General features: G+C 71.4%; 5 protein-coding genes and 1 CRISPR repeat array. Of the genes, 3 read left to right on the top strand and 2 right to left on the bottom strand.

Annotated elements, in window-relative coordinates:
• Positions 1 to 60 precede the first annotated feature (60 nt).
• Positions 61 to 1,335 carry a protein kinase gene (locus ACGFI8_RS41390; protein WP_392813176.1) on the top strand — a complete coding sequence of 425 codons (1,275 nt, stop codon included), beginning with the start codon at positions 61 to 63 and terminating at the stop codon, positions 1,333 to 1,335.
• On the opposite strand, the gene ACGFI8_RS41395 is transcribed toward ACGFI8_RS41390, so the two are convergent.
• Positions 1,304 to 1,924 carry a hypothetical protein gene (locus ACGFI8_RS41395; RefSeq protein WP_392813122.1) on the bottom strand — a complete coding sequence of 207 codons (621 nt, stop codon included), beginning with the start codon at positions 1,922 to 1,924 and terminating at the stop codon, positions 1,304 to 1,306. The two genes, ACGFI8_RS41390 and ACGFI8_RS41395, sit on opposite strands and share 32 nt — an antisense overlap.
• 67 nt (positions 1,925 to 1,991) lie before the next feature.
• Positions 1,992 to 2,174, bottom strand: coding sequence for a hypothetical protein (locus ACGFI8_RS41400; protein WP_392813123.1), 183 nt, complete (start codon positions 2,172 to 2,174; stop codon positions 1,992 to 1,994).
• Between the two features lie 91 nt (positions 2,175 to 2,265).
• Between ACGFI8_RS41400 and ACGFI8_RS41405 the strand changes: the two genes are divergently transcribed.
• Complete coding sequence (locus tag ACGFI8_RS41405; protein ID WP_392813124.1) at positions 2,266 to 4,365, top strand: class I SAM-dependent DNA methyltransferase; 2,100 nt, start codon at positions 2,266 to 2,268, stop codon at positions 4,363 to 4,365.
• 69 nt (positions 4,366 to 4,434) lie between these two features.
• A CRISPR array of direct repeats spans positions 4,435 to 11,443; the repeat unit is 28 nt; unit sequence GGACCACCCCCGCGTGCGCGGGGAGCAC.
• Between the two features lie 816 nt (positions 11,444 to 12,259).
• Positions 12,260 to 13,969, top strand: a complete 1,710-nt coding sequence (locus ACGFI8_RS41410) for an IS1634 family transposase (protein WP_392813126.1) — start codon at positions 12,260 to 12,262, stop codon at positions 13,967 to 13,969.
• Positions 13,970 to 14,169: the final 200 nt, after the last annotated feature.

A 14,169-nucleotide genomic window follows, 5' to 3' on the forward strand; every position in this document is an offset into this window, starting at 1 on the left:
GGCCGAACGGCTCACCGCAGGTAATCCACCGGGGCAGGGCCGACTAGACTGGCTGTCGTGATGGCGGACGCGCGCCTCAAGGATCGGTACGCAGTGGGGCGCCTCCCGCTGGCCCACAACGGAATGGGCGAGGTCTGGCCGGCCCGGGACACGCTGCTCGACCGCGACGTGATCGTCAAGTCGATCAATTCCGCGGTGATGGACGCGGACCTGGTGCGCCGGTTCCGTCGGGAGGCACTGCTGACCGCACGGTTGGACCATCCCGGCGTACCGGTCGTCTTCGACCTCGGTGACCACGGTGGACGCCCATACCTCGTGCTCCAGAAGATCGACGGACTCACTCTGGAGGACCTGACCGCCGAGCAGGGCACGCTGCCGATCACCTGGGTGGCCGCCATCGGGGCACAGGTCAGCAGCGTGCTCATCGCCGCCCACGACATCGGCTTGGTGCACCGGGACCTCAAACCGAGCAACGTGATGCTGGAGCCGAGCGGCGCGGTGAAGGTGCTTGACTTCGGCCTAGCCGTGATGCGCGACGACGAGCGTTACTCCCGGATCACCCGGAGCGACCAGCGGCCGGGAACGGTCGGGTACATGGCGCCCGAGCAGATACACGGCGACCCCGTCGATCACCGCACCGACCTCTACGGTCTGGGTGGCACGTTGTTCCACCTGCTCACCGCCGAGCCGCCGTTCGACGGCGTCACCACCGTGACCACCCTGCGGCACCAGCTGAACGACCCGCCACCGCACCCTTCCCAGACGCGCCCGGAGACGCCGGAAGCGCTCGACGATCTGGTGCACGCACTGCTGGCGGAGCGCCCGGAAGATCGGCCGGCCAGCGCGGTCGAGGTGTATGACGCGCTGGCCCCGCTCGCCGGGGACCTGCCGCCGATCCCTGGCGTGGTCAACGAAGGCGTCGACGCCGTGCGGTGCTACGCCGCCGTCGTCGGACGGCTGCCGGTGCGGCACAGCCTGGCGGCACCGCACCGGAAAGCCCACACCGACCAAGACCCGGACGGCGCCGCCTCGGAGGCGGAACGGCTGTTCGCGGCCGGCGAGTTCCGGGCCGCCGCCCGGCGCTGGCGGCAACTCGCCGACCAGCACGAGCAACGGCACGGTCCTGCCCATCCACGGGTGTACGAGTGGCGGCTGCTCGCCGCCCGAGCACACGTGCCGCTCGGCGAGCACGACCGGGCGCTGCGTCAACTCGACGTCCTGCTGCAGGAGCGGGTCCGGACGGACGGTCCCGAGCACCCGGCGGTGCTGGAACTGCGGCAGGAAATCGCGCAGGTGCGTGCCGCTACCCGACGCGCACCGACTGCGGATCGCTGAACCGTCGCGGTAGCAGCACCGCCTTCTGCTCCGGAAACCCTTTGCCGCCGTAGTGGAACACCCGCGCACAGGTCTGGCCGCGAATCTCCGTGGCCAGCGCACGGCGCGCCAGCGGCGAGTACATCGCGCTGTGCTTCAACCAGGCCGCCTCCTCACCATGCGGATCGAAGCCACGCCCGCTGGCCGCGTGGCCGAAGGTGTCGTGCACCGCGCGGAGCATGTCGTTCTCGCCGTCGCTCAGGTACGGGTGCGGGTTGCCGGTGGCCGCGCTGGCGAACACCCGCAGCCGGCGATGGCGTACGTCCTTGACCATCGTCTCGACATCCGGGTACGGGTCGTCGTCGACGATCCGTACCGCGACGCCCAGCCCGCCGAACTCCACCCGGCCGATCAGAAACTGGTACTGCCGCACGGTCTGCGCGCTGAACGCGGCGTACGCGGCGAAGGCCCGCTCGTCCCGGCTCGGCGCCCTCACATATGCGTCCGCGATGGCGCTGCCCAGCACCGGGTCGAGACGAACCTGCTGGTACGCCACCGCGTCGCGGGCGCGGCGATCGTATCGGCGAACGCCGTCAACGAGATACTCCACCGGTTCGAAGGACGGTGCCGCGGCAGCCGGCAGGGCGGATACGAACAACCGTGTTCATGGTCCTCCTTCAGTCGTCGGGGTGGGACGGGTCAGGCCGGTCGGGCCACACGTCACGGGCCGGCGGCCCGATCGGCACCGCTCGGCGCTCGCGGCGCAGCAACTCGCCGAGGACGCGGATCTCGGAGACCCGGCGGTCGTGATGAAGCTTGGCGAACTTCCCGATGGTGGTGCTGTGCCCACGCCGCGCCATGACCCCTCCCGATGTGTGTACCGGGCGATCGTAGCACCAGGCTCCTGTGAACACTAGTCACAGCCTCCCACTTGAGTGGTAACGTTCACGTGTGACAAGCGAGCAGGACACGGTCATCGGGGACGCCACCCTCACCGCCAGCGGCATCGCGCGCCTGGCCAACGTCGGCCGGGCCGCGGTGAGCAACTGGCGCCGCCGGTACGCGGACTTCCCTGCCCCGGTCGGCGGCACCCCGACCAGCCCCAGCTTCAATGCACGCGAGGTCGAGCAGTGGCTGCGCCGCCAGGGCAAGCTGCATCAGGCCGGCACCGAGCAATGGGCCTGGCGGTACCTGGAGAGCTACCAGCCCGCGGCGCAGATCGGTGACGCCCTGGGTATCGCGGGTGCCTACCTGCTCGCCCGATCCGCTCAGACCACCCCCGGCACCGGCCTGGTCACCCCGAGACAACTCCTGAACCAGCTGCGCGCGGTCGATCGCGGGCTCGCCACCCTGGTCGGCGGCGTACTTCCGGACCGATGGGGGCCGCAGCTGACCACCGTGCTGCGCACCGTCGACCAACTGGGCCAGGAACAGGACCCGGAGACCGCCTTCGAGTACCTGCACAGCCAGTACGTGGCATCGGCCCAGTCGATGTCCGGCCTGGCCAGCACCCCGGACACGGTTGCCGACGTGATGCTGACCATCGCCGGCCACGGTGCACGCATCCTGGACTTCACCTGCGGTACCGGATCGATCCTGCGCATGGCCGCCGACCGGGCGCTGCGCGGCGGAACCGCGATCGACTGCTTCGCCCAGGAGATCAAGCCGCAGTACGCGCTGATCGCCCTGCTGCGGCTGTGGTTCGTCAACCGGCGCGCACAGCAGGATGGAGCGCCGTCGGCGCCGCCCGTGCTGCACATCGGCGACAGCCTGCTCGCCGATGCCTTCACCGACGTGAGGGCGGATGCCGTAGTGGCGAACTTCCCGTTCGGCATCCACGACTGGGGCCACGACCAACTCGCCTACGACCCCCGCTGGGTGTACGGCATGCCCCCACGCACCGAACCGGAGCTGGCCTGGGTACAGCACGCCCTGGCCCACCTCTCTCCCGGCGGCACCGCCGTCGTCCTGATGCCTCCAGCCGCAGCGCTGCGCCCAGCCGGCCGGCGAATCCGGGCCGAACTGGTCCGCCGTGGCGCGCTACGCGCCGTCGTCGCACTGCCCGCCGGGCTCATGCCACCGGCCGGCATCGGCCTGCACATCTGGGCGCTCACCCAGCCCGACGAACACCAACCACCCGTGGATCGGCTCCTGTTCATCAACGCCGCCGCAAGCAGGCAACCGCTCACCGAGCTGGTCGAAACGGCGTGGCGCGACTACCGGTCCGGCCAGCACACCGACGTACCGGGCCTCCAACGCGCCGTCCCCGCCATCGAAGTACTCGACGACCAGGTAGACCTGACCCCCCAGCGCTACCTGCCACCAGCCGGCGAGCTGATCGCCGACCCGGCCCGCACGATGGCCGGCATCAGCGACCTCGGCCAACTGCTCACCGAACTGCGAGACGGGCTACCCGAGGTACGACCGGCGAAAGCGACGCCCCTGGCGACCGCGCCACAGGCCAGCCTCGCCGACCTGGTCCGCTCGGGCAGCATGTCGATACTGCGCACAACCACCCGTACCCGACCGATCGACAGCACCACCGACAACACCGTGCTGACCTCCGCCGACATCCTCTCCGGCGGACCGCCGACAGGCACAGCCACCAGCACCGCGGAAGACGACAACACACCACGGGTACGCCCCGGCGACCTCCTCATCCCCGTCACCGGCCGCGAGCTCGTCGCCCGAGTGGCAAACCCCGAACAGGTCGGCGCTCAAATCGGACCGGGCGTACAATTGCTGCGGGTCGATCCGGCCCGGTTCGATCCATGGTTCGTCGCCGGAGTCCTCTCCCGCACCGACAACCTCCGCGTCGCCGGGCGGCCGTCCAGCACCAGCAGCGGCACCCTACGAATCGAGCTCAGGCGCCTCACCATCCCAGTGCTGACGCTGCAGGATCAGCGAGTGTACGGGCAAGCATTCCGCCGGCTCACCGAATTCCGCACAGGGCTTGAGCGCGCCGCAACGGCAGGAACAGCACTCGCCCGCGAGATCAGCGAGGGCCTCGCCTCGGGCACGCTCGCAGTCCGCACCGACCAGACCGCCTGAGCCGAGCGACGTTGCCCCAGACTCATGATGTTCAGCAGGTAGCGAAATCTGTCATTACGTTCAACGCCCCGGATCACCCCCGCGTGCGCGGGGAGCGCGCATGGTGGATGCGGGTCACCTGATCGCGGGTCGGACCACCCCCGCGTGTGCGGGGAGCACGCCAGCAACCACGACAGCGCCAAGACCGCCGCCGGACCATCCCAGCATGCGCGGGGACCACCGGCCCATCGTGGATGAGCTTCAAGCCGATCTCGGATCATCCCCGCGTTACACGGGGAGCACCTGGACCTGACCCCCGACCGGGTACCTGAACTGGGACCACCCCCGCGTGCGCGGGGGAGCACGACGATCCTCGGCGAGACCGTCGAGGTGATCACGGGACCACCCCCGCGTGTGCGGGGAGCACCCGAGCTCCTCGGCGATCTTGCCCTGGATTCCCGGACCACCCCCGCGTGCGCGGGGAGCACCTGTCCAGCCGATCGAACGGCCTGCTCGGGCTGGGACCATCCCACGTGCGCGGGGAGCACGGTGAGCCGAACCCACGTCCGGCGTCGCGCCTCGGACCATCCCCGCGTGCGCGGGGAGCACGACGCTTGCGGTGCGGATGGGCAAGCAATGCCGGGACCATCCCGCGTGCGCGGGGAGCACAGCGAGCCCTGCTGGACCGTGGTTCCGGCGATGGGACCATCCCCGCGTGCGCGGGGAGCACGTGTGGACCTGCACGGAGACTTCGTCACCGGGCGGACCATCCCCGCGTGCGCGGGGAGCACGGAATGCTCGGCGCCGATCCGGCGCTGACACCAGGATCATCCCCGCGTGCGCGGGGAGCACATCAGCTCCGATGCGCTGGGCCTGAGCTGGCGGGGACCATCCCCCCGTGCGCGGGGAGCACTTCCGGCCCGTCGCCTGGCCCACACCAACACCGGACCATCCCCGCGTGCGCGGAGAGCACGTAGGCGGCGAGCGTCACCCACGTCAGCCACGGGGACCATCCCCGCGTGCGCGGGGAGCACGCGCTCGTGCTCGGAGGCTTGTACGTCGGCGGCGGACCATCCCCGCGTGCGCGGGGAGCACTCACCCAACGCCTTGCGCTGGGACGCGGCCTGCGGACCATCCCCGCGTGCGCGGGGAGCACGGTTTCTTCGGTCGTTCACGCGACGTGTTACCGGGACCATCCCCGCGTGCGCGGGGAGCACACCACGTCGTTCACGACGGCTACGCGCCTGGCCGGACCATCCCCGCGTGCGCGGGGAGCACCGCGGCGCCGAGTAGGTGGCGCCCTCGGTGGCCGGACCATCCCCGCGTGCGCGGGGAGCACCCCGGCGCCGCGGGGCGTCGGGCGTGCAGGCAGGGACCATCCCCGCGTGCGCGGGGAGCACCCGCCCTCCCACTCGGCGTTGTCGCCCGGCCCCGGACCATCCCCGCGTGCGCGGGGAGCACGACCTGGGCCGGGACGTGATCCTCAAGGGCGCGGGACCATCCCCGCGTGCGCGGGGAGCGCGGCGTCGGCGGCGTCGACCCCGAATCCGTGCGGGGACCATCCCCGCGTGCGCGGGGAGCGCCGCAAGTCCCCTGTTCATGACTTCCCGCCTCCCGGACCATCCCCGCGTGCGCGGGGAGCGCTGCGTTGTCAGGTCCGTCGTCGACTGCACCAGGGGACCATCCCCGCGTGCGCGGGGAGCGCCCGTCACAGGTGGTCAAGACCCTGTCGGCGAAGGGACCATCCCCGCGTGCGCGGGGAGCGCCATCCGAAGAACTGCCACGGTGACGCCGAGTCAGGACCATCCCCGCGTGCGCGGGGAGCGCCGCACGACCGGTGCACGTTCGCGTGGCGGAAGCGGACCATCCCCGCGTGCGCGGGGAGCGCTGCTCGCGTGCGGCTGCACTTCAACGCTGACGAGGACGATCCCCGCGTGCGCGGGGAGCGCGCGGACGCACCCTCGCGGATCATCCGGACCACCGGACCATCCCCGCGTGCGCGGGGAGCGCTGGACTTGGTCACGCCGGCGGGCTGCTCGACGAGGACCATCCCCGCGTGCGCGGGGAGCGCCATCTGCGTCTCGATCCCGTCCGACGCCTGCATCGGACCATCCCCGCGTGCGCGGGGAGCGCTCGAGCACGACGACCCGCCCGCGGAGATGCTCTGGACCATCCCCGCGTGCGCGGGGAGCGCATCGTCTTCTCCAAGCTGGTGATGGCCTCGACCGGACCATCCCCGCGTGCGCGGGGAGCGCTGGCAGACACCGACCGACTCGGTGTTGTAGCCCGGACCATCCCCGCGTGCGCGGGGAGCGCGCGAGCCGCTCCACGCCCGACGCCACGCCGCCCGGGACCATCCCCGCGTGCGCGGGGAGCGCCACCGCCGGCCGCAGCTGGCGTCGGTCGTCGCGGGACCATCCCCGCGTGCGCGGGGAGCGCGGATCTGTCAAAGCCCTGTCCTCCCCCCATTGTGGACCATCCCCGCGTGCGCGGGGAGCGCCCGATTGGGTGCTGGAGCAGCTGCGCAACGCGAGGACCATCCCCGCGTGCGCGGGGAGCGCGGGGGACTCAGAGGCCCGGGGCGCTTACGACGCGGACCATCCCCGCGTGCGCGGGGAGCGCCGGCTGCCGGTGACGGGTCGCCCGGTGCGCACGGGACCATCCCCGCGTGCGCGGGGAGCACCAGAGGGTCATGCCGCGGACCTTCGGCTCGGCCGGACCACCCCCGCGTGCGCGGGGAGCACAGCGTGCCGTTCCTATAGACCTCCGGCGTGTCAGGACCACCCCGCGTGCGCGGGGAGCACGCCGAACCCGACCCCACCGACGGCGTCCTACGCGGACCACCCCCGCCCACCCGGACCACCCCCGCGTGCGCGGGGAGCACGTCGTGTCTGCTGGTGTCGGCGCTGCTGTTCGGGGACCACCCCCGCGTGCGCGGGGAGCACCACTGCGGGAAGTGCGGTCCCGACGCGCTTTCGGGACCGCCCCCGCGTGCGCGGGGAGCACGCGGCCGCCGGGGAGTCCGCGACCGCCACCCCCGGACCACCCCCGCGTGCGCGGGGAGCACGGCGTCGTCCAGGTCGACGCGGACGGCGTTAGCGGACCACCCCCGCGTGCGCGGGGAGCACGCCGTCCACGACACCGGCACATCCGGGCGGATCGGACCACCCCCGCGTGCGCGGGGAGCACGCCTGCGGCCTGGCCGTACGGCGCGTCCAGCCCGGACCACCCCCGCGTGCGCGGGGAGCACCGGGTGTAGCGCTCGCCGGGGTCGCCATTGGCCGGACCACCCCCGCGTGCGCGGGGAGCACTGCTGCAGTTGCTCCGTGAAGCCCCTCAGATCCGGACCACCCCCGCGTGCGCGGGGAGCACATCGGCGCGGCCAACAAGATCCCCGGCGTGGACGGACCACCCCCGCGTGCGCGGGGAGCACGGTAAAGAGATCATCTATACCCGAAATGGGCTTGGACCACCCCCGCGTGCGCGGGGAGCACCGTAGCCGCAACCCCGCAGGGGCGTTACCGGCGGGACCACCCCCGCGTGCGCGGGGAGCACTGCTTGTGCCACGCCTTCCGCTTGCTTGCCGAAGGACCACCCCCGCGTGCGCGGGGAGCACGTTGGAGCCCGATGCTGGTGGCAAGGCGGCGGGGGACCACCCCCGCGTGCGCGGGGAGCACACGACCGCAACGACCGTGACGCCCGCGAAGAACGGACCACCCCCGCGTGCGCGGGGAGCACCGTCCAGGGCCAGATCCCACGCGCCCCGTTCCTGGACCACCCCCGCGTGCGCGGGGAGCACGCCGGTGGCTTGGTCGTCGGGGGCGCGGTGACGGGACCACCCCCGCGTGCGCGGGGAGCACAAAGGCAGACGGCAACAGACAGGGCCAAAGATCGGACCACCCCCGCGTGCGCGGGGAGCACCCGTACTCCTGGTCCGCCTTCGCCCGCAGCGTGGGACCACCCCCGCGTGCGCGGGGAGCACGACGAGCAGCCCCTCATCATCACCGAGGCGGGGGGACCACCCCCGCGTGCGCGGGGAGCACCTCGCCTCCGGTTCCGGGCCTGCGATGAAAGCGGGACCACCCCCGCGTGCGCGGGGAGCACGTTGCCGGCCTGGATTTGGCCGCAACCCAGGATGGACCACCCCCGCGTGCGCGGGGAGCACCCCTCCACTTCCCGGATGGCCTTCTTGAGAGCCGGACCACCCCCGCGTGCGCGGGGAGCACATTGGGTCGGCCTGATGGTCAAGGCAACCACCGGGACCACCCCCGCGTGCGCGGGGAGCACGTGTAAGGGGGCGGTCAGGTCATGTACCGAGCGGGACCACCCCCGCGTGCGCGGGGAGCACCCACGGACCCGCCATCGGAAATCGAGCAAGGCGGGACCACCCCCGCGTGCGCGGGGAGCACCTGGCCATGACCTACAAGTACGGCGGCTACTACGGACCACCCCCGCGTGCGCGGGGAGCACTCCCTCTGCGACGAGCGTCCTGATGTCGGCGAGGGACCACCCCCGCGTGCGCGGGGAGCACCTCTCCGGCGTTTTCCCGATTGTAAAGCTCGTGGGACCACCCCCGCGTGCGCGGGGAGCACTACAGCGCCAACGAACTCCGCCAGGCCATGGCGGGACCACCCCCGCGTGCGCGGGGAGCACGATCGTCAGCGTGTACGTCGACCATGGGGTTAGGGACCACCCCCGCGTGCGCGGGGAGCACGGCCGGGCGGGGCCTGGAGTGGCTCGCCTCGATGGGACCACCCCCGCGTGCGCGGGGAGCACGTCCTTGTTGAACCCGAACGGTCGCCATGAGCCGGACCACCCCCGCGTGCGCGGGGAGCACGGCCCGGCGAGCGGGGCTCGGGCTGGGCTGCTGGGACCACCCCCGCGTGCGCGGGGAGCACACAGTGGGTCAGGTGCGCAAAGCGGTCATCAGGCTGGACCACCCCCGCGTGCGCGGGGAGCACCTCCACAGCCACATCGCGGCCGACGCGATTCCCGGACCACCCCCGCGTGCGCGGGGAGCACGCATCCATCGGCCCTTGTCGGGCCGGTGCCAGAGGGACCACCCCCGCGTGCGCGGGGAGCACGCTGTCTTCTTCGAATGCTCCCCGGTATCCAAAGGGACCACCCCCGCGTGCGCGGGGAGCACTACGGGGAGCGCGTGATCCTGCGGTGGGCAACCGGACCACCCCCGCGTGCGCGGGGAGCACGAGCCACATCGCAACGCCTGGCCGCGGGCCTCCGGGACCACCCCCGCGTGCGCGGGGAGCACATCTGATCCAGCAACCACGAGTAGCGCCTGAGGGGACCACCCCCGCGTGCGCGGGGAGCACAGCCCGAACGTCACCGCGTAGAGGTCGGTGTTGGGACCACCCCCGCGTGCGCGGGGAGCACTGCCGGGAAGCACCCGCGGTCCGCCGGCGGCCTCGGACCACCCCCGCGTGCGCGGGGAGCACCTACGCGCCGCGGCCTTGCCGGTCAGCGGGGCGGACCACCCCCGCGTGCGCGGGGAGCACCATATACCCGGAACCGCCGACCCCATCGGCGAAGGACCACCCCCGCGTGCGCGGGGAGCACGTCGCCGGGCGCGGTGACAACGAGTCGGCGGAGGGACCACCCCCGCGTGCGCGGGGAGCACACCTGCACCACCGTCATTAGTGCACTCCGCTCAGGACCACCCCCGCGTGCGCGGGGAGCACAAGCAGATCGAGTACTACCTCGACAGTGACGCGGGACCACCCCCGCGTGCGCGGGGAGCACACGAAGTCGTCGCCGTTGGCCGGCGCGACGTAGGGACCACCCCCGCGTGCGCGGGGAGCACAAGCGCGTGCCGGACGCGGTGGGGAGGTAGCCGGGACCACCCCCGCGTGCGCGGGGAGCACGAGACCCCGGCCGCACCCGATCCGGAGGCGCCGGGACCACCCCCGCGTGCGCGGGGAGCACGACGGTTGTCAGTGCTTGGCGTTCTTGTAGACGGGACCACCCCCGCGTGCGCGGGGAGCACGGTGATTGTCGACCCGACAAGCGACACCAGTAGGGACCACCCCCGCGTGCGCGGGGAGCACACCCGATGGGGTAACCGTCGTGCGTCGCCATGCGGACCACCCCCGCGTGCGCGGGGAGCACCAGCCTGCGATTTCCGGGGACGCGTCAGATGCAGGACCACCCCCGCGTGCGCGGGGAGCACTGCGCGCCCATCGCGTTGATGGCGGGGTTCCCGGGACCACCCCCGCGTGCGCGGGGAGCACTGCGCGAGGCGTACCCCGGCGACCGCCGGCGCCGGACCACCCCCGCGTGCGCGGGGAGCACATCCTTGACGGCCCCGGGGTCTGTCAAGACTTCGGACCACCCCCGCGTGCGCGGGGAGCACTTGAGGTCAGCCCGGGACATCTCGTTGCCGACGGGACCACCCCCGCGTGCGCGGGGAGCACTATCCGCCGCGGCTTCCAACGCCTCAGGCAGAAGGACCACCCCCGCGTGCGCGGGGAGCACGTCGCGTCCGGCGGGCAGGCGGCCGTGAACGTCGGACCACCCCCGCGTGCGCGGGGAGCACTGCCGATGCCACCGCCAGGCCGGAGGCCCCGCCGGACCACCCCCGCGTGCGCGGGGAGCACGCTAGGGGGTTTTTCTCGCATCCATTTTGCGGAGGACCACCCCCGCGTGCGCGGGGAGCACGCCTAACGGGGTTCTCATTGTGTGCGCAACCGTGGACCACCCCCGCGTGCGCGGGGAGCACGCGTCGCCAACCACCGACAGGTGACCGTGCGTCGGACCACCCCCGCGTGCGCGGGGAGCACGGTGTCGGTCATGAGAACAGCGCCGCCCACGTCGGACCACCCCCGCGTGCGCGGGGAGCACTGACGCGAGATGCCCAGCACCTCACCGATCTGCGGACCACCCCCGCGTGCGCGGGGAGCACAATTAAAATCCTGCCAAAGCGGTTTCCCCTGCGGGACCACCCCCGCGTGCGCGGGGAGCACAGCCATTCCTCCACCGCGTCGCGGCCGGCAAACGGACCACCCCCGCGTGCGCGGGGAGCACGGTGACGGTGGCGCGTGCGCGGCGGCGGGCGCGGGACCACCCCCGCGTGCGCGGGGAGCACACTCGTTGATCTGGACGTCTAAAGATCAACAGTGCGGATTTCGTTCACTTGGTTCAGCCCGCCCGTACAGGGGCATAGGCTCCCGGCGAACACGTCACTTGCCGCCTCGTCACGTACATTGCACACCAGTCTTGCATTGCTCGGTCAGCGCGCTCCCGCCGCTGACGGTAAGCACGGTATCACCAAATCGTTGTGCTCTGATTCTTTGGCCGTGGCAGTTCCGGCGCTGCGGGCAGTCACATGATCGCGTTGACACGCTCGCCCTCCGCGGAAGCGGTCTTGGGCGGATGGCGTGGCACGACTGCCACGCCTTGGCCGGCGGACCGCTTTGCCCTCGATTGTCAGTCCGGGTGGAGCCTCTCCGAATTCCAGCATGTGCGTACGACAGCCCGGGTTCGTTACGTAGATGGCTGGCGATGAGTCCAGCCAGGTTGGGGGCTGGTCGTTGTGGCTGCTGGTATGGAACGGCCGCCGGCCCGCGTTCGGTGGGTGGACCGACTCCAGGGCGACCCGATTGGCGCGACAACCTGCTGTTCTGCGAGTACTTCCGCGCCGACGACGGCGCCGGACCCGACCGCCGCAAGGCGTGGCGAACGGGGCCGGCCCGGCAAGGCGGCAAGCGATCGACGGCACAATGTGTATCCTGCGTTCCGCGCTTGAGCGTCGATATGGTCGGCGTTCGGTAGTGGACTGGCTGGTCAGCGCGTTGCGGCCTGGTGGAATCAGCGAAAAGCCATAGTGACACGCCTTGAGGTCAAGAACGTTTGCTGTCTTGGGATTCCCGCGTTGTGGCTAGGTGGTGTACGGTTCCGCCTCGTGTATGTGAGGGCATCGACGCGCAGGACTCGTGACGGGCAGACGGTCCGCTACCTGCAGTTGGCGCACAACGAGTGGGACCCGGTCGCCAAGGCGTCGAAGACGAAGGTGCTGTACTCCTTCGGCCGGGAGGACCAGCTCGACCGTGATGGGGTGCGGCGGCTGGTCGCGGCCCTGTCCCGGCTGCTGGACCCGGGTGAGGCCCTGGCCGCCACGGCGGAGGCCGGGCTGTCGTTCGTGGAGTCCCGGCCGTTGGGTGGGGCGTGGCTGCTGGACGGGTTGTGGCAGCGGTTGGGCATCGACGCCGCGACCGACGCTGCGGCGCGGGGACGGGCAGGGGACGCTGATCTGGAGCGGGTGCTGTTCGCGTTGACGGCCAACCGGGCGCTGAAGGCGTCCAGCAAGCTCGCCGCCGCGGACTGGGTGACCCATGACGTGCACATCCGTGGCCTGCCCGCGGTGAGCGACGACGTGTGCTACCGGGCGATGGACCGGCTGATCGAGATCGAACCGCAGCTGACCCGGCGCGTCTACGACCGGGTCGCGGACCTGCTCAACCTTCAGGTAGACCTGCTCTTCTTCGATACGACATCGACGTATTTCGAGCTGGATGAGGCCGACGAGCTGCTGTGGCGCGACGAACGCGGCCGGGCCGTGGACCCCGAGGACCCGCAGGCGGTCAAGCAGGTCGGGTTCCGTGCCTACGGCAAGTCCAAGGACCACCGCGATGACCTGCCCCAGGTCGTGATCGGCATGGCCGTGACCCGGGAAGGGATCCCGGTACGGTGCTGGGTCTGGCCCGGTGGGACCGCCGATTCGGCGTTGATCCGCCAGGTCAAGCACGATATGCGGGAATGGTGCCTGGGCCGGGTCGTGTGGGTTGCCGACCGTGGGTTCACCTCGGCCGAGAACCGTCGCTACCTGCAACGCGCGGGTGGGCACTACATCCTCGGTGAGAAGCTGCGCTCCGGCTCGGCCGAGGCCACCGCGGCGCTTTCCCGTCAGGGCCGCTACGCCACCGTCGCGGACAACCTGCAGGTCAAGGAAGTCAAACTCGGCGACCTGGCCGATGACCGGTTCGTCATCTGCTTCAACCCCGATGCCGCCGAACGCGACCGCAGCGTACGTGAACGTCTGGTCGCCCAGCTGACCGAGCGGATCGCTGGCTCTGACGAACTCAGCGCCACGAAACGCGCCGAACTGCGCGGAGTGATCTCCACCAAGCCCGGCCTGAACAGGTTCCTGCGCCTCACCCCCGGCGGGCTACTGCGCATCGACCAGACCGCAGTCAAGGCCGAGGAACACCTCGACGGCAAGTACCTGCTGCGCTGCTCAGACCCCAAACTGTCCACAGAGGACATCGCGGTGGGCTACAAGCAACTCCTGGAAGTCGAACGCGGCTGGCGGGACATGAAACAGATCATCGATCTGCGCCCGGTCTACCACCGCCGCGAAGACCGTATCCGCGCCCACGTCCTGCTGTGCTGGCTCGCCCTGCTACTCATCCGCATCGCAGAGACCACCACCGGCGACACCTGGAAGACGATCCGGGCCAGTCTCGACCGTATCCACCTGGGCACCTTCCAAGGCCCCGCCGGCACCTTCCGCCAACGCACCGAACTCAACCCAGCCCAGAAGAAGGCCTTCACCACGCTCGGCCTCACCGAACCACCCCGGGTCTTCGACGCCACCCCAGCAACAACGCGCTGACCAGCACGTTTCCCACTGCCTAGTGACACGCCCGTCACCGGGCCCATCGCCGTTTCACCAGCTCAGACCCCAGACACGCGGACTATATCGATGCTCAAGCGCGGAATGCGGGTGTATCAGGCGGTCAGTAGGCGGACCAATGGGGACCTGCCTCATACCGTTGTTCGAGGCGCGAAGGCGGCCGTTCGTGAGATCTTGGC

The sequence above is a fragment of the Dactylosporangium sp. NPDC048998 genome, from assembly GCF_043197855.1.
GTDB lineage: Bacteria > Actinomycetota > Actinomycetes > Mycobacteriales > Micromonosporaceae > Dactylosporangium.